Origin of the sequence: Nostoc sp., assembly GCF_036917315.1 — a bacterium.
Classification (GTDB): domain Bacteria; phylum Cyanobacteriota; class Cyanobacteriia; order Cyanobacteriales; family Nostocaceae; genus Nostoc.
In genome coordinates, this window is the sequence record NZ_JBALDR010000013.1 from 515,794 (window position 1) to 535,894 (window position 20,101).

The window sequence follows — 20,101 nt, forward strand, 5'->3', positions numbered from 1 at the left end:
TCTAATTTTCTCTTAAGGATGCCCTCATGTTAATCAAAAAGCTAAGGCAAAAAGTATCTAGTCAATATGTGCGTAATATTGGTTGGATGGGGGGAGCAGAGTTAGTGAATCGTGTCTTCCGATTGGGAACAACAGTTACTTTATCTCAACTGTTAAATCCCTACGATTATGGATTGATAGCAATCGTTTTGACTACCAATGAATTTGCAACTGTTTTTACCTTAAGAGCTGGAATTGGATCTAAGATTGTTCAGGCAGCAGAGAAGGATCTAAAAATTATTTGTCAGACATCTTACTGCCTTAATTGGATACTATGTGGAGTAATGTTTATTCTTCAGTGTCTTGCCGCTTTACCAGTTGCTTTGTTTTATAGTAATAACCAAGTTATCTTACCTATCTGCATTATGGCATTAGTCTACTTAATGCTACCAATCTTTGCAGTTCAGTCTGCCTTAATCCAGCGAGAGAACCGCCTGAAAATTACAGCATTATGCAATGCCACGCAGTCGATTCTAATCAATATTCTCACTATAGCTTTAGCTCTATTAGGGATGGGAATGTGGGCTGTTGTTATACCTATTGTTATTACGACTCCAGTATGGATTGTTATCAATTTGATGAATCATCCTTGGCGTCCTACCATGTCGTTTAGTTTTAATAAGTGGCAAGAAGTTGTTAGTTATGCTAGAAATATTCTTGGAGTTGAGTTACTAAATAAGCTAAGAGCGAATCTTGATTACCTGATCATTGGACGTTTTTTAGGAGTCCAAGCGCTAGGAATTTACTATTTCGCTTTCAATGCTGGGTTAGGAATCAGCATGAATGTCATAAATACAATGACTTGGTCTTTATACCCCCATCTTTGTGCTGCTCGCGGAAACGTTAAGCAGTTTCAAGAACGTTATTTTAGTAGCCTAAAAACATTTGCATTAATTGTATTCCCATTAATTTTGCTACAGTCAAGTCTAGCTCCATTTTATGTCCCAATTGTTTTTGGGCAAAAGTGGGTAACAGCAATTCCAATATTGATAGTTATCTGTTTGTCAGCGCTACCACGCCCATTTGCTGATGCTGCTTCTATGTTACTTAACTCTGTAGATAAAAGTCACATTAATCTTTATTGGAACCTAATTTTTACTGTAATTTTTACAATTTCATTACTAGTAGCTGTGAAATGGGGAATTTTTTGGGTAGCTGTTGCAGTGCTAATGACTCATCTATTAGCGTTACCTCTTTACAGCATTTGGGCTAGTAAATATGTTTGATCTAGAACTCAATCTTTATCAATCGCAAAATAAAAATTAAATGGCTCTCAAGATTTAATTAAAGCTAAGTAAAAATTTGGCTTTTTATAAAAATAGCTTCTTCTAGCTACACTCATTCATTGATAAATAACGAATAACAACGAGGAACTAAAATTAATGGCTACCCCCCAACCGGAACAGCTGAAAGAACTTCTGCATAAATCACTAGGGAAATTAGAGACATTTGAAGAGTGTGCATTATTAGACTATCCCGACTATCCTAATATTGGCGATCATCTTATTGGGTTAGGTACTGTACTCTATTTAATCAATGTGCAAAAAACAAAAATTAAATATACTGCTAGTCCTAACAACTTTTCTAGCCAAGTAATGGAAGAAAGAATTGGAAAATCTCCTATTTTCCTGCAAGGAGGAGGGAATTTAGGCGATCTTTGGACTGCTCATCAAAAATTTCGCGAACAGATTATTTCCAAATACCAGGATCGACCAATAATTATCCTACCACAAAGTATTTATTTTGTTGAACCAAGCAATTTAATGGAAGCAGCAAATGTATTCAACTCACATCCTAATTTGACTTTGTTTGTCCGGGACGAATACAGCTATGAACTTGCTCTAAAATATTTCTACAACTGTCAGGTAATTAAAGCACCTGATATGGCTTTTCAAATGGTCAACTTACCTGGTTTATTATCTAGGTCTAACCGCAGCAACTCTATTTTGTATCATTATAGAAATGACAAAGAGTTGAATCCAAGTAATTCTCAGACTTCTATCGAACTCCCTAATTTAGTTGTAGAAGATTGGACTTCTTTCAAATATGACACAACTGAACGCATGGAGCGAATTCGGGAAGGCTTGCAAAAAGGTACAGTGATTCCTGGTGAGTGGATATACCGACATCTCTGGAAATACTTCCATCATTATTCCTTTGGATTTAATAGCTTATATAACTCCTCAATGCATCTTAAATCCTTAAGTTATATGCATCATGGAATGTATCAATTCAAGCAGCATCGTCTAATTATTACAAACCGCTTGCATGGGCATATTCTTTGCATTGTTATGGGTATTCCTCATGTCTTTCTACCTAATGCTTACCATAAAAATGAGGCATTTTATCAAGCTTGGACTTACTCAATTCCCTTTTGCAGATTTGTAAAAGAACCTTCACAAATTCAGGTGGCTGCACAAGAACTCTTGGAACTATTCCCAAACTAACTGGTTTATGCTCCACCTGCACTAGGACTTACAAAAATCCTTTTACTTTCCATAAACTCTATGACCAAAAACGAAAAGGATACAGAGCAACTAAATTTATTTATGGGGATCATTAATTTTGAATTTTAAATTTTGAATTCGGAGCGAAGCGACGTGACAACTATATCCGTTATTATTCCTGCTTACAATGCTGAACGCACTATTTTAGAAACGATAAAATCCGTTCTTCAACAAACCTTTTCTGATTTTGAGCTAATTGTTATTAATGATGGCTCAACCGATGGGACTTTAGAACTATTGAAGACTATTGAAGATTCTCGTCTCAAGATTTTTTCATACAGCAATGCTGGTCTATCAGTAGCTCGTAATCGTGGTATTTCTCATGCCACTGGAGAGTTTATGGCATTTCTCGATGCCGATGACTTATGGACACCTGATAAATTAGAGCTACAACTAGCAATATTGCAAAAACATCCAGAGGCAGGACTTGCTTATAGCTGGACTCTGAACATGAGTGAAACAGCAGAGATTTTTCACCCCGGCCATAATGTAGTCTATGAAGGTAATGTGTATGAAAAATTATTACTCAGTAACTTTATTTCCAATGGTTCCAATCCTTTAATTCGTAAACAAGCAATTGAATCTGCTGGAGAATTTGACCCAACACTTTCTTCTGTGGAAGATTGGGATTATTGGTTTCGTGTAGCACAGCGCTGGGATTTTGCAGTAGTTCCCAAACCTCAAATTCTCTATCGTCACTCTTCAAAATCTATGTCAACTAAAGTTGAGAAGATGGAGAAATATTTGCTTATTGTCTTGGAGAGAGGCTTTCAAGCAGCACCGCCAGAGTTACAAAATCTTAAAAATCAAAGCCTAGCAAATATTTATCAATATTTAACGGGCATGGAACTGGCTCATGTGACTAATAGAGAACAGGTCAAGCAAGCTGGTCGTAAATTGTGGAAGACGGTTTCTTTATATCCTCAGATTTTGCGAGAAAGAGTAACTCAGCGTTATTTAATGAAATGGTTGGTAATGCAAGTCCTTTCTCCTCGAATTGCTAAGTACTTGACTCGACCTTTTTCTTTGGCTAGGTCTGTTGCGGTTCCAAAGCTGCAATAGAGACTGTTATTAGAAAGCAACCTTTTGATACTAATTAACTAGTAGAATTTAGCAACTTATTGAAATCATATGCCAACTATATCTGTCATTATTCCCGCCTATAATTCTGAGCGCACAATTGTCGATACAATTGTCTCAGTACAACAACAAACTTTTTCTGATTTTGAGATAATTGTTATCAATGATGGTTCAACAGACGGAACTGTTAAGCTACTGGATGAACTAAAAGATAGTCGTATAAAAGTCTTTTCCTATGAGAATGGGGGTTTATCAGTAGCTCGTAACCGTGGTATCTCTCATGCCAAGGGAGATTTTATAGCCTTTCTTGATGCTGACGATTTATGGACAGCCGATAAGCTAGAACTTCAGTTAGAAGCTTTGCAGAAAAATCCAGAGGCAGGTCTTGCTTATAGCTGGACTTATTTTATGGATGAACAAACTGGAAATTGCCACATGGGTCGGCCGATCTTTTTCCAAGGTCAGGTTTTGGCGAATTTATTAACCTGGAACTTTATTGCTAGTGGTTCAAATCCATTAATCCGTAAGCAAGCGATTGAATCTGTCGGAGAGTTTGAACCTTCAGTATCAGGAGCAGCAGATTGGGATTATTGGCTACGTTTAGCTGCAAAATGGTCGTTTGTTGTAGTTACTAAACCGCAGATTTTTTATCGTCAATCTTCAAATTCAATGTCATCTAAAATTGAATTTATGGAAGACTGTCAGTTCAAAGTATTGGAGCGAGTTTTTAAATCAGGATCGCCAGAAATTCAAATTTTAAAAAATCATAGTTTAGCTTATGTTTACCGATATTCTTGTAGACTCTGCTTAACAAGAATTACAGGTGATGAAGGAGTTGAAAAAGCAAGTAAAAAATTGGGGCAGGCAATTCAGCTATATCCAAAAATTCTCCTGCAAAAGGAAACTCAAAAGCTAATTATTAAATTGTTGTTGAAAAAAATACTTGTAGAAAATATTTCTGCATACTTGCTTCAGATTATTAGTAAACTTCGCGTTACTCATGTTCAAAAATTAAATATTCATGAAAAAAGAATCGGTTGAGGTAAGTTGTAGTACTTGCCACTTGGTAACTCAATGGGATAGTTACTCAGTCTTATTCTGGATAATGGTGGAGCGATCGCTTGCTAAGAACTTCAATCAGACTATCTACACGCAGGATATAATGTATTGTGAAATACAGTAAATAGCATTAAGTAACGAATACCAGACGGAAATATTTTACATTATCCGGTGAAAAGTTAGGAGGTGGGATTCGTCCTCTAACTAGATGGATAGCCAGGTGGATAAATATCTCACTTTTTTAGATGCTATCACTAGAAGGTGCGATCGTATCCATCAGATAGTATTCTCATTGCCATATCAAAGATTACTGTACTACCAGTAAAACCTGAGAGCAAACTGAAACTGAAATCGGTCTGGAAAATGAAAAAAGTTTCTGTAATTATTCCGGTTTATGGAGTTGAGAAATATATAGCTGCTACTGTACAATCCGTTCTTGAGCAAACCTATACAAATTTCGAGCTTCTAATTATCGATGATGCTTCTTTGGACAGAAGTATAAATATCTGTCAGCAATTTACTGACCCCAGAATTAAAATTATTCGTCAGGCAAATCGAGGAGTATCTGGAGCTAGGAATACTGGTATTCGTCATGCTCAAGGAGAATATTTAGCTTTTTTAGATGGAGATGATCTTTGGTTGCCAGAAAAGTTAGAAAAACAGATTGCTCACTTAGAAAATTCACCAGCAGTCGGTGTTAGCTTCAGTCGTTCTGCTTTTATTGATGAAGCTGGACAAGCTTTAGGTACGTATCAGATGCCCAAGCTTAAAGAAATCACGCCATCCTATTTACTCAGTTGCAATCCGGTTGGTAATGGCTCGGCTGCGGTAATGCGCAGAGAAGTTCTGGAAGCGATTAAATTCCAAGATAATCTTTATGGAACTAATGAAGATTGTTATTTTGATGAACGCTTACTCCAATCAGAAGATAACGAATTTTGGATTCGTATTTCCATTAAAAGCAATTGGCAAATAGAGGGCATTCCAGAACCCTTGACCTTGTATCGGGTTAATTCAAAAGGGCTTTCAGCAAATATGCTCAAGCAGTTAGATTTTTGGGAAAAGCTAATTGAAAAGACACGCTCCTACGCTCCAGAAATATTTACTCAAGCGGAAACACTAGCTAGAGCTTACCAGTTGCAGTATTTAGCTCGTAATGCCGTAAGACTACGAGAAGGTTCAATGGCTGTAAAATTAATTAATCGAGCCTTAATAACTGACTGGCATATTCTTTTTGAAAATCCCAGAAGTACACTTTTGACACTGGTAGCAGCCTATTTACTTTTACTCTTACCTCAAAATGTTTACAATAAATTTGAAGCTCTGGTTTCAAATAATATAGTAGGGGCTAACCAAAAACGTCGTATTCTTCAAGAAGATATCTAGAAATAATTAAGAACTTTCTATGCCTAAAGCATAATTAGATTTTTTGCATAATGCATAGTAAATTTTAATTAGATATTAATTAAATTAAATCAATAGGAATAGTCAACAATGAAGAAAGTTTCTATCATTATTCCGGTTTACAAAGCAGAAAAATATATAGCTGCTACACTGCAATCGGCTCTTGAACAAACTTACGAAAACTTCGAGATTTTAATTATTGATGATGGTACTCCTGATAAAAGTATAGAAATTTGTCAGCAATTTACAGACCCTAGAATTAAAATTATTCGTCAAAAGAATCGGGGTCTACCTGGGGCAAGAAACACTGGTATTCGCCATGCACAGGGAGAATACTTAACTCTTTTAGATGCTGATGACTTATGGTTGCCAGAAAAATTAGAAAAACACGTTAAGCATTTAGATAATTCGCCTAATGTCGGGGTAAGCTTTAGCCGCTCTGCTTTTATTGATGATAATGGCAACCCTTTAGGTATTTATCAAATGCCTCAGATGGAAGGAATAACTCCAGCAATTGTCTTTTGCCGCAATCCAATTAGCAATGGTTCGGTAGCAGTAATTAAAAGAGAAGTTTTTGAAGCTATTGAATTCCAAGACAATCTTTACGGTACAGTTGAAAATTTTTATTTCGATGAGCGATCGCGCCATCCTAATGGTGACACAACAGATGTTGAATGTTGGTTTCGGATGTCTGTTAAGAGCGATCTGGAAATAGAGGGTATTCCTGAAGCTTTGACCTTATATCGAGTAAATTCAGGGGGACTATCAGCAAACGTTCTCAAGCAGTTAGATGCTTGGGAATTAATGGTTAGTAGGGCACGCTTATATGCTCCAGAAATAGTTAATCAATGGGAAACACTAGCTAGAGCCTATATGTTGCGTTACTTAGCCCGCAGAGCAGTAAGTTTGCAAGATGGTGCAATGGCTGTGAAGTTGGTGAATCGAGCCTTAGCAACCAACTGGCATATTCTCTCTAAAGAACCACGCCGTACACTTTTGACCCTGGGAGCTGCCTATTTCCTTCGGCTTTTGCCCCAGTTCCTTTACAGTCGAATTGAGACTGTTGCTTTAAAGACTACAGGATATACTCAAAGACAGCGCATTTCACAAGGCTTAGGGGAGAGCAACGCGATTTTGTGAGGTCGCCCAAAGGACGTGTATAAATAAGCTTTAACGCGGCTTTTGGATTGAATCACTCACTTGAGTCCCTGTATAATTGGGAACCCAGCCTTCTGCGATTGCAAAATAGCGTATCCCTTTGAAACTCAACAATGCAGTTGGGCTGCACCAATGCTCAACGTCGGCAGGGATGTGGAGATAGTCTTGTGCCTGAACTAAAAGCTGTACCTGGCTGCCATCAGGTCGCACGAAGCCATAGATCATTTCTCCTGCCAACACATAGACGGGTTCAGGTGCAGGATGAGTATGGTAACGGCCGTAGGTGGCGATCAGGTGGTGAAGATTGAACGAACCTGGATGCACATTTAGTAAGTCACACCAGAGAGCGCCATTTTCTTGCTGAAGAAATTCAAAAACGCTGTTATGGAGTTCTACGCAATAACGTTTCTCGGTCTCAGTTAAAACGTCCTGGTCTTGCAGATTAGGGAAGAGTAGCGATGTTCCTGGGTCGTAGTGCTTGAGTTGAATGCCAAGAGGCGCAAGTTCGCGAGCTATTTCGTCTAAATCGCTCTCAATCGTACCGTCGTCAAGTAGTAGGTTAGCCATGACAAAAAGACTAATTAACTGTTAAGAAGAGTATACTCAATTTTGAGATGAAAAGCCACTATTCCCGATTGAGAAACCGGGGAATGGGGAATGGGGAATGGGGGGCAGGGGAGCAGGGGAGCAGGGGAGCAGAGGAGCAGAGGAGAAGTAGCAGTAAGTCTTTCCCCTCTGCCCCTCTGCCTTTTCCTATGGCCAATACCCATTAAGAGAATAAATTTATCGCCAGAATGATGCTTATTGGTACCACTAGCATCTAAGCTAGTACGGGTGAACTATATCCAGCATGGAATGTCTGACTTAATTCTGTTTTGGCATCGGCGCGATTTACGCATTTCTGACAATACGGGACTGGCTGCGGCAAAACGGCAAAGTCCAAAGGTGGTGGGCGTATTTTGCCTAGATCCGCATATTCTGGAACGGGATGATGTTGCTCCTGTGAGAGTAACTTATATGATTGGCTGTTTGCAGAAACTCCAAGAGCGATATGCTAAAGTTGGTAGCCAGTTGTTAATACTCCACGCCGATCCTGTACAAGCGATACCAGCCTTAGCCGAAGCAATAAATGCCAAAGCTGTTTTTTGGAATTGGGATGTAGAACCTTATTCACAAGAACGCGATCGCACCGTTATAAATGCCCTCAAAGAAAAAGGTATTGAGTTTCTTAACCAAAACTGGGATCAAATCCTCAACTCCCCAGAAGAGTTACGCACGGGTAGTAACAGTCCTTACACGGTTTACACCCCCTTCTGGAAAAATTGGATTGCTAAACCGAAGGCTCAACCAGCAGAAACACTGCAAAATGTTGAGGGATTAACGGAAGCCGAACAGGAAATTGCCAAACATGCAGGAGCGATCGCACTACCTTCAGCAAAAGATTTAGGATTCATCTGGGATGAACAATTAATTATTTCACCAGGAGAAGCGGCGGCACAAGAACGATTAGAAGAATTTACTAATAAAGCGATTACTGAATATCAAGAACAGCGAAATTTCCCCGCAGTGGACGGTACATCACAACTGAGTGCAGCTTTAAAATTTGGCGTAATTGGCATTCGCACCGTTTGGCAAGCCACAATAGAAGCCCTAGAAAACAGCCGCAGTGAAGAAACAGCAGTTAATATCCGCACATGGCAACAGGAATTAGCTTGGCGGGAGTTTTATCAACACGCAATGTATAACTTCCCGGAATTAGCTGATGGTGCTTTTCGCGACACCTTTAAGAACTTTCCTTGGGAAACAAACGAAGAATATTTCCAAGCTTGGTGTGAGGGGAGAACAGGCTACCCCATTGTGGATGCAGCAATGCGCCAGATGAATGAAAGTGGCTGGATGCACAACCGTTGTCGAATGATTGTTGCGAGTTTCCTCACTAAAGACTTGCTAATTAATCCCCAATTGGGAGAAAAATACTTTATGCAGAAGTTGATTGATGGAGATTTGTCTGCTAATAATGGCGGTTGGCAATGGAGTGCTTCTAGCGGTATGGACCCCAAACCTGTGCGGATTTTTAACCCAGCCAGTCAAACACAGAAATTCGATCCAGAGGGAGAATATATTCGGCAATGGGTGTCAGAATTGCGCTCTGTAGATACAGAATATTTAGTTACTGGGAAAATTCCACCTTTAGAACGTCATGCTGTTGGCTATCCTGACCCAATTGTGGATCATAAAATACAGCAACAGCAGTTTAAACTGCGTTATCAACAGCAAAAAATTCTTAGTAGTGGTGAGTAAAATTGTTAGTTTTTTAATAGACATTTCCAAAAATTCAGCCTACTGGAGAAAAACACATGAACGCGATCGCAGTGAAAGACGGCATAGAGATTTACTACAAGGATTGGGGCAGCGGTCAGCCCATCGTTTTCTCGCATGGTTGGCCTCTATCGGCCGACGACTGGGACAACCAAATGATGTTCTTCTTAAATCACGGCTATCGCGTCATCGCCCATGACCGACGAGGGCATGGACGCTCGACCCAAGGCAGCGAGGGACACGATATGGATCATTACGCCGATGACCTCGCTGCGCTTACCGCGCATCTCGACTTAAAGAACGCCATCCATGTTGGACACTCGACTGGCGGCGGTGAGGTGACACGCTACATTGCGCGCCACGGCGAAAGTCGCGTCGCGAAGGCCGTTCTCATTAGTGCCGTGCCACCACTGATGGTGAAGACCCCAGATAATCCCGGCGGTCTACCTAAAGAGGTATTTGACGACTTTCAGGCGCAGGTTGCCACCAATCGGGCGCAATTTTATTGGGATGTGCCAAGCGGGCCCTTTTACGGTTACAACCGGCCGGGCGCGAAAGCGTCGCAAGGCGTGATTGAGAATTGGTGGCGTCAGGGCATGATGGGCGGTAGCAAGGCGCATTATGATGGCATCGTGGCTTTCTCCCAGACCGACTTTACCGAGGATCTTAAGAAGTTCTCGGTGCCGACTTTGGTAATGCACGGCGATGATGACCAGATAGTTCCCTATGCCGACTCCGCCCCACTGAGCGCTAAGTTGGTCAAGGGCGCGGTATTGAAAACCTACAAGGGTTTCCCGCACGGTATGCCCACGACAAATGCAGACCAGATCAATGCCGATCTCCTCGAATTCATTCAGTCGTAAACCCAAACCACTCGGTTAGTCTCCATACTGCCGCCTTAAAACGTCTAACCAGACGATGTAGCGAACCGCACCCTGCTGGGATGCGTGGCTTTGGTATAGTGTGTTCGTCCACCTTGCAGCCATGCGCGCTCTTGGTACGGTCGCCGATCTTGTGTATCGTTAGCCCTCAATCTGTTGATAGGGGCGTAGCGAGAGGTCATCTTTGGGTTGTGATATCCGGGTGAGCGGCAATGCGATCGCAGATTCCCGGTAGTCTGGGCTAAGGAACGAACCCAGCACTTCAAGCATCAAGCGTGTCAGCCTGTTGGAGTTCAACGAGTTAGAACGCTAACACCACATTATGTATTGACGGGTAAATGAGAAATTGTCCATAAGATGAGTAGGAAGATTAAGTAAATTGCACCAACTAATCCAAACTCAATCAGAGGAATATAGGTTACTTCGTAAATTCTGCCCAAGCCGCGTTCAGTCAGTCCATAAACGGCCAGGACACTTACTAAAAAGGCTCCGTAAATAGTACGTTTCGTCGAGATACCCACAGGTAGTCCGTGAAGCTGAGTAAGTACCAGAATGCCAAAAAAACCAAAGAGAAATGTGGGCCACTTGCTTTGTCCTAGTATTAATGACACGACTACACTATGTAAAAGCACTGAAGCCTCCAAAGTAAATGTCCACCAACGGTTTACATGGGTGCGGTTAAAAATCAAGGAAGATTGGAGCAGAAGCAAGAACATATAGAGAAAACCAATCAAGTGCCCCAAAGTCGCTTCCATTGGATGATACCAGAAGGTATAGATAGCGGCGAAGGAGAAAAAATAGCCGTGGTACAGTTTGATAATTTGCAAAAACTGTTGATGGAAGGGAACAGAATTGCCAAAAAATAAACCGCGTCGAGGTGTTTCTAAAATCAGTACGAAGACTAGTAAGAGGACAACCGCACCTTGAGAAGCCCAAATTGAAGTATCTTGAGCTAGAGCATCGTACCAAATATATGTTTGGAGAAAGTGTAAAGCGATGAATACACCATTAATGGCAAGCATGAGGTAATTTATCGGATGCAACGCTGATTTGTATTTCAACTGCGATCGCTGCGCCCACAAGATACACGCCCAGATGCTAAACTGATGCCCAAGGTACATACCCCAAGCCGTTGCTCGACTCCAAAAGGTTGGTTGGGGAAGCTTCCAATAGTACCAGTTTAATCCTTGGTCTGGAAGTTTGATGATGCTTGCAGGAATGCTCCCACCGATCCAAATTCCGTAGGTGAGGAGGATACTTACAAAGATGCCTAAAAATAATACTCGGCGACCTGTCATAATAATTCGTAATTCGTAATTCGTAATTCGTAATTCGTAATTTTTAAATTAAGACCTAGATTTTAGGCGACACGTTCTGTTTTTGATTCAGATGCACTTTTAGTTACTCGAAAACTAAGAGTCAAAGCTACTACCATTACTAAAGTTCCACTCAAAAAAGGAGCATAACTTCCAAATTTCATAAAACTTACCCCTGCCCATGTTGGCCCAGCGATGCGTGCCAATGCAGAGCAAGAACTGGCAATTCCTAATATTTGTCCTTGTTCTTCTGGGGCTGTCATCTGGGAAATTAAGCTGTTCAATATTGGTTGGCTGACACTAATTCCCCATGCCATAAGTGTGGCGGCGGCTAATAATAAAATTAAGCTTTGCGAAAATCCAATTAATAGTAATCCTAAACCTAATCCTAATATTCCCAAGATAAGTAACTTGATTTCACCCAATTTTTTCTTGAGAAATCCGATTAGTCCTCCTTGAATGATTGTGCTGACAACCCCCATGAAAGCAAAAAGATAACTAGCTTGTTGAGGGCCCCAATTTAATTGCTGCTTAGACCATAAAGCCAATGTAGAGTCCATAGCTGCAACAGCAAAGGTGACTAAAAAGTAGATGCCAACAAGTAGACAAAACTGCGATCGCTGTGACAACTGTAGCAAGTTTAGCGATTGCTGATGGTGGCGATGAAGTTGGATTTTGGCTTTAGTCTCAGAATTTAGAGATTCTGGAAGTAATATCAAACCACAAAGAAATGCCAATAAAGATAATCCGGCTGCAAACAACGACGGTAGATGAAAGTTAGCATTGTTCGGATCCGATCCGATTAGAAGACCTCCAATCGCTGGGCCGAGAATGAAGCCAAGACCAAAAGCTGCCCCGATTACACCCATGCCACGAGCTCGATTACTTGGCGTGGTAATATCTGCTATGTACGCCTGAGCAGTGGCAATATTCCCTGACATAATCCCGGCAAGACTACGAGCAATAAACAAAACCCATAAGGAGTTGGCAAAACTTAAGCCTGCGTATGCAATTACCGAGCCGAATAAAGTCAGTAATAAAATCGGACGGCGACCGTAGCGATCGCTAAATCTGCCCCATAATGGTGCAAATAAGAACTGCATTAAAGAATAAATAGCTACAAGTAAAGTCGCTTCATTAGGTTTTGCACCAAATTGTTCGGCATACAAAGGTAGTATCGGTAGAATAATTCCGAAGCCGAGCAAGTCTATAAATACAGTCAAAAATAAGACGAATATAGCCCTGCGATTATTTTTACTCTCCATCTGTACAATTCCATTTTATAAAAAAGATGTCTAACTTGGATTAGTTTTAAAGACATCAGAGAACGCTTGATTGTAAAGAGATATTGATTACAAACAGTAATCAGTACAAACAAAATGTTTGAATTTCAGTGTGGTTGAGCAAAATAGCATGGAACAAACCCATGATAAAAATCAAGCCAATAATGCTACTAATTAAAGCAACTATAATTTCATGCTTCCGTATGGCTTTTTGTATCTTAGCGTCTATGATATTTTCTAATTCTTTGTATAACATTGAGTTGAATTTGGTTAAAGACAAGAATTATCTGGAACTTACGTTATGTACTTACATAAGTTGGAGTATGTCCGAAATCTCTAACTTATAAAATGAAACCTATAGCAATCCTAAATCATTTGTAAGGGAGAAAATCGTTGTAAAGCATATAAATAAGTACTTTTAATCTCCCTATTTTTTCACGTTTGAATTCGGATTAATATATTTCAATGCAGTGTAAATGTCAAGAACTTTTACGTCGTTTGAAAACACCACCTGAAATACCAAAAGCTAATATTGCCAAGGTATAAGTTGGTTCGGGAGTTGCAAGAATACTTACCTGATTAATAGCCAAGCCGTATTGTGGAGCAGAACTGCTAAAAACAAGTCGTGAGATGTTTGGAGTGTCACTACGAATCCCCAAGAATACTGCCGAATTATCTAATGCTAAGGACGAAAGATTTGGAACTGAGAAAGTACCCAATAGGTTATTGGCGTTATCAAAAGCGGCGATCGAATTTTCAATTTTCAATTTACTAGTGTCTACAGCTATCTGAGTTCCAGCGCCAAAAACCGGCTGGGCAAAACTAATCGAAAAAGGCCCGCCGTTCCCCTTAGTTCCAGGATCTGGAGTACCGGGAGGAAGAGGGATAAAACCTGTTGGATCTATACCTCCGAAGAGAATAAAATCGCCTAGACCGAAGTTACTCCGAATGCCAGGTGAAGGTAAAGTTTGAAAAACAAATGGTGGAGTAATTTGAGGCTTATTAGTTGGAGTTATATTTATATCCAAGCCTAAACCACGTTCTGATGTTGCTGAAAAAGAGTTAGGTAAAAAAGCAGAAAAATCAGGGGCAGAGGGATTAAAGACTTTACCTAAACTTTCCCAATTAACTTGATCGTTGCCTCCTAAACCAGCGCGCTCAGTTACTAAAAATGTAGCGGCTTTAACTGGTAATGGGAGAACCGTTATTATGGCTGCGATCGCTGAAAAATATTTTACAGATAACTTAAATAATTGATTGATCGTAACTTCCACAAGCTTTTCTCCTTAATTTTTTAAGATAATATCATCAAAATGCAACAATGCCTTGTTTAGATCGAGAGAGTTGAAGCAACTGCTGCGATCGCGCCAACTCACCTGAGATTTTTCATTACGGCCATTATCAGCCTGTCTTCTCCACCATCAATTAGGTTATTCAAGACTGGCGGAGATATTGTTATTGCCTCCACAAGCACAAATCCGGTCGTTATTACTAGTACCCAGCAATAAATTATTGTTAGGAGTACCAACAATAATAGATATAAAATATTTTTTGATAGTTTTATATGTCAAATGTAGTTAACATTTGTAATAGTGACATAAGACAAATATCAAAATTATAAATTTCTGATGAAATATACCTCAAAACAGTTAATTCTATTTTATATCTCTGGTGGAATAAAAATGCGATTATTTATTTTTTTAAATTATTTAATTTATTCAAGGTTATCAAAAATGCGGGCGCTATCGTGTTGAAAATATGGGCAAGCAACAAAATATAGGACTCATACAGCAGATTTCAACTTCTCTACGAACGCGAACAGTGTGTCGGAGACAGAGGTTACGTCAACGTCAAGGTAAAGAAATACCCCACCCCCGAACTCAACTCTTCCCGCACTGCGTTAGGTAGGCAATGCCCGACTTATTCGCTCTTAGCGTTCCCGCAATGAAAGCAAGTGGCGTAAGGGTTGAGTTCGGGTATACTTCCAACAAATAGATTATGCAATATTGTGGGGTATTTTTTTTATTTGTCAGTCCCCTATGGCAATTTATAGCTACCAACACGTAGATTTAACTGACCTTGGCGCGGGTTATCGCTGAATATAAATGCGCCTTCTTCGCTTTCCCCACTAGATAAAAAGTCAATCTGTTGCTCTCCTGTTTCTGTAACTTTGCCGTCAATCATTAACTCAGCCATAATCTGAACTGACTCAGCTGTATCTCCTCCACTATTCACAACTTCAAAAGGAACATAAAACTGACCATTAATTTCTCGAATTGTTTGTTTTTTAGTGACAGAAAGGATGGGAGGTTGATTTTTTTCGTTCAGCCAAGTGTAGCCTACTAGACTCACAATGATTGCTAGGATGAATGAGGCGATGCTGAATGTTATCCACTCAGCTATTGAGCGCTTTGGTTGTTGTTCTGTTTCAGTCATATTGCTAACCTTCCGGCTGCACCACCAATAGTTGCAGGTAAACCCAGTATCAATGTATGATCTAACCACATTGTCCAGGGGTCGCTAAGAGTTAATTTTTGAAAGAACCACAGCATAAAAGCGCCTGCTAGCAATGATACTAAGTAGGACATAATGGTTTCGCTTGATGGTCGTTGAAAAATTCCCTTTTGCTCTTTACGTTTTTGCTGGTTAGAAAAACCTGCCTGAAATACAATGCCATAAGAAATCAGCAGAGATGCGGCGATCATTGCCAACTCCCAAGGTGGAGAGGTTGCGGCTGCAAGCATAGGAATTTCATCTGTGGGAGCAATGTTAAATGCAATTATGGTTGCACCAATTAGGGTTCCACCCACATCAGTAAAGGTGGCGTGTAACTCATCCCCTTTGTTCTTGGTTGTGCTATTTTCCCGATCGCTTCCTTGTCCTTTTCCATTACTATTTTCAGTATCTCCCAACAATTGATTCGCTAATGCTACACCAAGAGCGAAGGGCACACTTTCAAAGATGATTTTACCTAAAGATTCCTTTAGGGAGGTTTCTGGTGTCAATTCTCGCAATAGTAACAGCACAAAAGTAGAACAAGCTATTCCGATCGCGATCGCTTCGACGGTATCCATTGCGGCTTGATGAGAAAGCCAGCGATATCTGCGTTTCCGAAAACCTTCTATCTGATTGAGCAAGTAAACCACAATAAACATTAATGCGATCGCCGTCATTATCAGTTGTGCTTTTGCTAGCGATCCAATCCACCAAACCTCCATTGTGTACAGTAAAGGTATGCCAAACAAAAAACCTCCACAAGCACCTCGAATGATGTCATTAATCTCATTCTTCCAGACATTTTTTTGACTTTTCGTTGGCACTCCTTTATTTTCCTTTTATTTAAATTTTGCTTTAACTTATAGTTCATTTATCTGCGAAAAAGTTATTTTTTTAATATATATAAATTTTATTTATCAGATTTTCATATTTTGTATTATCTGCTACAATACCGAATGGCATCTCTCTTAAGATAATATAATTTACCAAAATATTCTCTCGGTTGATGGAAGTAAAAAAGAATACATAAGTGTTAGATTATGTAATAGCTTAGGGACTTCCAAGTAATAAAATATTGATTATTTTATTACTTGTAGGGTGAGCGTCTTGCCCGTTCTGTGAAATGGGCGGGCTTTTCGGCCCATTTTGCAAGTAGTAGTAATTTATTTTTGGAGTTCCCTGAATCAACTACAAGCTGGAGATAAAAACCATGAGCGCTGAAAAGAGAATAGAAGCAACTGCAAAAAATATTGAAGGAAAAATTCAAGAGGTTGTGGGTGAAATAACAGGTAATCCACAAGATAAAGCTGAAGGACAAACGAAGCAAGCTGAAGCGCAAGTTACTCACACCGTAGAAAATATTAAAGACGAACTGAAGAAAGCTTTAGAATAATTTCGCTTGTCGAGTGCAAATAGCGATTTTACTGATGATTGACTCCTAAACTTGTAACATTAATTGCTCCACTTTCTATAAGTTAGTGGGGTTTTTTATTGCGTAAAATTTGAAAGTGTTAGTTACTAAAAACTTATCTATTCAATTAACCACGGATACTAGCATCTATAAAGCAATCATGTTTATCCATTTTAATAATGATACAGTGTCCAAAAAATAGGTTTCCATCGTTATAGTATAATTCCACTTCACCATCTGGAAAAAAGAGCAATCCTTCAAGTGTTATTCGGTTTTTGAACTCTTCAGATGATAATGTCTCACCTTCATCAAGCCATGTCTCATTCTTAAGCTTTAGCAATTGTTCAACAGCATATTCTTTTGCACTTTTAGCATGATGTTTCAACTCTCGTACAACACTATTAGCTCTTTTCAATGCTGGTTCAACCTTATTATTATCGTCTGTTGAAATACTAATAGTAAGTTGTGTTTCATTGAATACAACTTGGCTTTCATACCAATCTAATTCGGAATTATACCGTAGATATCCCAAAAAGTCATGTTTGATGTCGGGGTAATTCATGCATTTTTCAACGTTACAAAATAATAATTTTCTGAGACAACTTGTCCACTATCGCTGATAAAATTAAAGTTCTTTAACAGTAATTAGATATTTATTTATTAATTATATTTGCTTCCTAAAATATTTATATTTTTTTTGGTTTAATAAGATTATTTCACATATTATTTTGAATAATATCAATTATCTGCTTAAATTTAGGAGCGCGATGATAACCACACAATAAAGTAAAAGAATGAGAAGAACCATTTTCTAGAGCTACATAATAAAAATCATTATAGTTAGTCATGATTCCATGTTCTGCATCCATTTTAAACTCCATGATATTTAGTGAAATTAAATTCTGAAGCATTATATCAAAATCCTTCGGGTTAATTTCTCTATATGTAAGAATTTTTGGGATTGCATTTTTCTCTATTGTTTCACCTGTAATGCTCTGAAGGAAGTAACATTTACCTGTTGGCATTTTCCACCATCTGACTAAATCATTTCCTCCACCTAACCATTGTCTAAGACGATAAATATGTGCTACGGCATCTACTACCTGCTCCATGTTGTATTCCATTTATATCTCCAATTGGGTGGTTGTTTTCCTAGTACAACTTTGAGTAAAATCATGGCGAATTGAGGGTTTATATTTAAAAATATAGGCGCTTCACTTTCCCACAAAATAGGGGCACAGAGGTACGTAGAGAATTGACTACGAACTAATAAAATGTTGTATTTAGTTCTATTTTTAAGTTGTTGTTTCCATTTTTACAGCTATTGTAATGTCTTGCCGAAAACATCAAATTCCATGACTTTTTCCAATTACCCAATTACGCCGGAAAAACCGAGCTAAAGCTGATTCTTCTAAAGATAAATAAATTGGGCGTCCGTGGGGACAGGTGCGGGGGCTGCGAGTGCGTTGCCAATTATCTAAAAGTGTCTGCATTTCTTGTTGATTCATCGGTGTACCGTTACGAATGGCACTGCGACAGGCAACGGCTACTTGGGCTGTTTGTAAATCGCCTCCCCAACTAAGTTCTAAAATTGCTTCTGCACAATCGTCTCGCTGTTGTAAAGGTGCGGGGATATTACGGACTGCCCAAAGTTGTTCGCCAAAGGGTTCTATTTCTAAACCAATGCGTTGCAGTTGCAATACTTGGGCTGGCGATAATTGATAAAGAATTATTGACGGTTCGACGGGTAAAAGTTGCCAATCATCGCATAATTGCTCATACAAAATTCGCTCATGAGCAATGTGCTGTTCTACTAACCACATCCCACCTGAATGTTCCGCCACAATATAAGTGTTGCTAACTTGAGCGACAGCTTTTAAGGAGTTAGGAGAGACGCGATTAATCGCGTCTGTACAAGGTTTGGGATTTTGAGGATTGAAATTGTAACCACCTTTTGCTTCTGCGGCTTTGAGTAATTTACTAACTCGTGTTGTGTGAACAGCTTCTTTGAGATTATTAGAAGAGATGCTGAGTGCTTTATTAATTGCTTGGGTAATTTGCTCTTGCCAATAAATGATTTCGTTGAGGTAAATTTCTGTTTTTGCTGGATTGCGATTCCAGTTAATTTGATCGGGGGAAATGGCAAGATGTAAGAAACAAATTGGATAGCGATCGCGTGGTAATGTTCTATGAAATGCTGATAATATTGTTTGCTCTAGTTCCGGTGTTTTAACCATCCGTCCATTAATGGCTACACGTACCCAATCTGGACGATGACGATGACAGCGATCGGGTAATCCTACCACTAAAATGAGTGCTGAGTGGGGAGAGACGCGATTCATCGCGTCTGTACAAGTGTCCGTAGAAACGCGATTAATTGCGTCTGTACAAGAGTTGGGAGGGTTGGGTATTTCGAGTTTGACTTCTTGCAAGTCACCTTGTCGCACTTGGGGTAAAATCTGCGGTAGAAGTTGCCCGGTTGTTCTTGCCGGAGAGATGGTGAACCATTGACGGTCATTTTGCCAAATTTGCCAGGTAACGCGGGGATGACAGAGGGCGATTTGGTGAATTGTAGCTTGCACGGCTTTCATTTGCTGTGCTGTTGTGGGTAATCCTTGACGGCGAGATGAGCAATTACCAAAAAGATGAGAAACTGTAACTACTGTACCTGGTGCGATCGCAGTTGCTTCAACTTGTACAACTTTCCCGCCATCGCCATAAATTATCCGCCATCCTAAATTTCCCCCCAGAGGACGACTCAAAATTTCCAACTCTGCCAGAGTCGTTAAACTGTGCAACGCCTCACCACGAAACCCCAAACTGTTAATTTTCCACAAATCGGCACTAGAGCGAATTTTACTAGTGCTGTGGGCTGTGGCTGCTTGTTGCAAATCATCTAGGTTCATTCCACAGCCATTATCTGCCACCCGAATTCGCCATTGCTGCGGCCACAGAGAAACCACAATTCGCGTTGCACCTGCGTCTAGGGAATTTTCTACCAATTCCCGCACCACAGAAGCTAAAGAGTCGATTACCTCTCCAGCTGTAATGAGATATACAACTTCTGTTGGTAGAGCTTGAATAGTAGATGCCATAAATTATAGTTTATAGCTTCTGGGGGCACGCTATATACGACTTTTAGCAAGAA

19 protein-coding genes are annotated in these 20,101 nt (G+C 39.8%); 9 read left to right on the forward strand and 10 right to left on the reverse strand.

Going from position 1 to position 20,101, the window contains the following annotated elements; translation table 11 throughout:
• Positions 1 to 26 precede the first annotated feature (26 nt).
• The 6 genes from V7K84_RS08615 to V7K84_RS08640 all read left to right on the forward strand — a co-directional run bounded on the left by V7K84_RS08615 (position 27) and on the right by V7K84_RS08640 (position 7,229).
• Positions 27 to 1,265 carry a lipopolysaccharide biosynthesis protein gene (locus V7K84_RS08615; protein WP_334837373.1) on the forward strand — a complete coding sequence of 413 codons (1,239 nt, stop codon included), beginning with the start codon at positions 27 to 29 and terminating at the stop codon, positions 1,263 to 1,265.
• A 156-nt stretch (positions 1,266 to 1,421) separates the two neighbouring features.
• Positions 1,422 to 2,486 carry a polysaccharide pyruvyl transferase family protein gene (locus tag V7K84_RS08620; protein ID WP_334837374.1) on the forward strand — a complete coding sequence of 355 codons (1,065 nt, stop codon included), beginning with the start codon at positions 1,422 to 1,424 and terminating at the stop codon, positions 2,484 to 2,486.
• A 153-nt stretch (positions 2,487 to 2,639) separates the two neighbouring features.
• Positions 2,640 to 3,608, forward strand: coding sequence for a glycosyltransferase family 2 protein (locus tag V7K84_RS08625; RefSeq protein ID WP_334837375.1), 969 nt, complete (start codon positions 2,640 to 2,642; stop codon positions 3,606 to 3,608).
• Positions 3,609 to 3,677: 69 nt separating this feature from the next.
• Positions 3,678 to 4,667, forward strand: a complete 990-nt coding sequence (locus V7K84_RS08630; protein ID WP_334837376.1) for a glycosyltransferase family 2 protein — start codon at positions 3,678 to 3,680, stop codon at positions 4,665 to 4,667.
• 381 nt (positions 4,668 to 5,048) lie between these two features.
• Complete coding sequence (locus tag V7K84_RS08635) at positions 5,049 to 6,071, forward strand: glycosyltransferase family 2 protein (protein ID WP_334837377.1); 1,023 nt, start codon at positions 5,049 to 5,051, stop codon at positions 6,069 to 6,071.
• Positions 6,072 to 6,179: 108 nt separating this feature from the next.
• A complete protein-coding gene (locus tag V7K84_RS08640) occupies positions 6,180 to 7,229 on the forward strand; it encodes a glycosyltransferase family 2 protein (RefSeq protein WP_334837378.1) in 1,050 nt (349 codons plus the stop codon).
• Positions 7,230 to 7,259: 30 nt separating this feature from the next.
• Here the strand turns inward: V7K84_RS08640 and V7K84_RS08645 are convergent, their stop codons facing one another.
• A complete protein-coding gene (locus V7K84_RS08645; RefSeq protein ID WP_334837379.1) occupies positions 7,260 to 7,814 on the reverse strand; it encodes an acireductone dioxygenase in 555 nt (184 codons plus the stop codon).
• Between the two features lie 288 nt (positions 7,815 to 8,102).
• Between V7K84_RS08645 and V7K84_RS08650 the strand changes: the two genes are divergently transcribed.
• Entirely contained in the window at positions 8,103 to 9,548 is a 1,446-nt protein-coding gene (locus V7K84_RS08650; RefSeq protein WP_334837380.1) for a deoxyribodipyrimidine photo-lyase, 8-HDF type, read from the forward strand.
• A gap of 56 nt (positions 9,549 to 9,604) precedes the next feature.
• Positions 9,605 to 10,429: an alpha/beta fold hydrolase gene (locus V7K84_RS08655; RefSeq protein WP_334837381.1), complete on the forward strand. Its 825-nt coding sequence runs from the start codon at positions 9,605 to 9,607 to the stop codon at positions 10,427 to 10,429.
• A 159-nt stretch (positions 10,430 to 10,588) separates the two neighbouring features.
• On the opposite strand, the gene V7K84_RS08660 is transcribed toward V7K84_RS08655, so the two are convergent.
• The 6 genes from V7K84_RS08660 to V7K84_RS08685 form a co-directional block, all read right to left on the reverse strand.
• Positions 10,589 to 10,717 carry a hypothetical protein gene (locus tag V7K84_RS08660; RefSeq protein ID WP_334837382.1) on the reverse strand — a complete coding sequence of 43 codons (129 nt, stop codon included), beginning with the start codon at positions 10,715 to 10,717 and terminating at the stop codon, positions 10,589 to 10,591.
• 50 nt (positions 10,718 to 10,767) lie between these two features.
• Positions 10,768 to 11,745 carry a hypothetical protein gene (locus V7K84_RS08665; protein ID WP_334837383.1) on the reverse strand — a complete coding sequence of 326 codons (978 nt, stop codon included), beginning with the start codon at positions 11,743 to 11,745 and terminating at the stop codon, positions 10,768 to 10,770.
• A gap of 62 nt (positions 11,746 to 11,807) precedes the next feature.
• The gene (locus V7K84_RS08670; protein ID WP_334837384.1) at positions 11,808 to 13,028 is read right to left on the reverse strand and encodes an MFS transporter; all 1,221 of its coding nucleotides are present in this window, start codon (positions 13,026 to 13,028) and stop codon (positions 11,808 to 11,810) included.
• A 497-nt stretch (positions 13,029 to 13,525) separates the two neighbouring features.
• Positions 13,526 to 14,320 carry a hypothetical protein gene (locus V7K84_RS08675; protein WP_334837385.1) on the reverse strand — a complete coding sequence of 265 codons (795 nt, stop codon included), beginning with the start codon at positions 14,318 to 14,320 and terminating at the stop codon, positions 13,526 to 13,528.
• 763 nt (positions 14,321 to 15,083) lie between these two features.
• A complete protein-coding gene (locus tag V7K84_RS08680) occupies positions 15,084 to 15,482 on the reverse strand; it encodes a TIGR02588 family protein (RefSeq protein ID WP_334837386.1) in 399 nt (132 codons plus the stop codon).
• Positions 15,479 to 16,366: a TIGR02587 family membrane protein gene (locus V7K84_RS08685; protein WP_334837387.1), complete on the reverse strand. Its 888-nt coding sequence runs from the start codon at positions 16,364 to 16,366 to the stop codon at positions 15,479 to 15,481. The genes V7K84_RS08680 and V7K84_RS08685 overlap by 4 nt, the downstream gene beginning before the upstream one ends.
• Positions 16,367 to 16,752: 386 nt before the next feature.
• On the opposite strand from V7K84_RS08685, the gene V7K84_RS08690 reads away from it, so the two are divergent.
• Entirely contained in the window at positions 16,753 to 16,935 is a 183-nt protein-coding gene (locus V7K84_RS08690) for a CsbD family protein (protein WP_099102882.1), read from the forward strand.
• A gap of 145 nt (positions 16,936 to 17,080) precedes the next feature.
• Here V7K84_RS08690 and V7K84_RS08695 read toward each other — a convergent pair whose 3' ends face one another.
• From V7K84_RS08695 to mutL, 3 genes are all read right to left on the reverse strand, one after another.
• Positions 17,081 to 17,515, reverse strand: coding sequence for a DUF2262 domain-containing protein (locus tag V7K84_RS08695; RefSeq protein WP_334837388.1), 435 nt, complete (start codon positions 17,513 to 17,515; stop codon positions 17,081 to 17,083).
• Between the two features lie 154 nt (positions 17,516 to 17,669).
• Complete coding sequence (locus V7K84_RS08700; RefSeq protein WP_334837389.1) at positions 17,670 to 18,077, reverse strand: hypothetical protein; 408 nt, start codon at positions 18,075 to 18,077, stop codon at positions 17,670 to 17,672.
• Between the two features lie 222 nt (positions 18,078 to 18,299).
• Positions 18,300 to 20,048, reverse strand: a complete 1,749-nt coding sequence (gene mutL / locus V7K84_RS08705) for a DNA mismatch repair endonuclease MutL (protein WP_334837390.1) — start codon at positions 20,046 to 20,048, stop codon at positions 18,300 to 18,302.
• Between the last annotated feature and the right edge of the window lie 53 nt (positions 20,049 to 20,101).

Bases quoted from the DNA above. Each gene is read 5' to 3' on its own strand.
- V7K84_RS08640 (WP_334837378.1), top strand. From the start codon at position 6,180: ATGAAGAAAGTTTCTATCATTATTCCGGTTTACAAAGCAGAAAAATAT.
- V7K84_RS08655 (WP_334837381.1), top strand. From the start codon at position 9,605: ATGAACGCGATCGCAGTGAAAGACGGCATAGAGATTTACTACAAGGAT.
- V7K84_RS08630 (WP_334837376.1), top strand. From the start codon at position 3,678: ATGCCAACTATATCTGTCATTATTCCCGCCTATAATTCTGAGCGCACA.
- V7K84_RS08670 (WP_334837384.1), bottom strand. From the start codon at position 13,028: ATGGAGAGTAAAAATAATCGCAGGGCTATATTCGTCTTATTTTTGACT.
- V7K84_RS08665 (WP_334837383.1), bottom strand. From the start codon at position 11,745: ATGACAGGTCGCCGAGTATTATTTTTAGGCATCTTTGTAAGTATCCTC.
- V7K84_RS08660 (WP_334837382.1), bottom strand. From the start codon at position 10,717: ATGCTTGAAGTGCTGGGTTCGTTCCTTAGCCCAGACTACCGGGAATCT.
- V7K84_RS08635 (WP_334837377.1), top strand. From the start codon at position 5,049: ATGAAAAAAGTTTCTGTAATTATTCCGGTTTATGGAGTTGAGAAATAT.
- V7K84_RS08680 (WP_334837386.1), bottom strand. From the start codon at position 15,482: ATGACTGAAACAGAACAACAACCAAAGCGCTCAATAGCTGAGTGGATA.
- V7K84_RS08645 (WP_334837379.1), bottom strand. From the start codon at position 7,814: ATGGCTAACCTACTACTTGACGACGGTACGATTGAGAGCGATTTAGAC.
- V7K84_RS08620 (WP_334837374.1), top strand. From the start codon at position 1,422: ATGGCTACCCCCCAACCGGAACAGCTGAAAGAACTTCTGCATAAATCA.
- V7K84_RS08690 (WP_099102882.1), top strand. From the start codon at position 16,753: ATGAGCGCTGAAAAGAGAATAGAAGCAACTGCAAAAAATATTGAAGGA.
- V7K84_RS08615 (WP_334837373.1), top strand. From the start codon at position 27: ATGTTAATCAAAAAGCTAAGGCAAAAAGTATCTAGTCAATATGTGCGT.
- V7K84_RS08650 (WP_334837380.1), top strand. From the start codon at position 8,103: ATGTCTGACTTAATTCTGTTTTGGCATCGGCGCGATTTACGCATTTCT.
- V7K84_RS08700 (WP_334837389.1), bottom strand. From the start codon at position 18,077: ATGGAATACAACATGGAGCAGGTAGTAGATGCCGTAGCACATATTTAT.
- mutL (WP_334837390.1), bottom strand. From the start codon at position 20,048: ATGGCATCTACTATTCAAGCTCTACCAACAGAAGTTGTATATCTCATT.
- V7K84_RS08695 (WP_334837388.1), bottom strand. From the start codon at position 17,515: ATGAATTACCCCGACATCAAACATGACTTTTTGGGATATCTACGGTAT.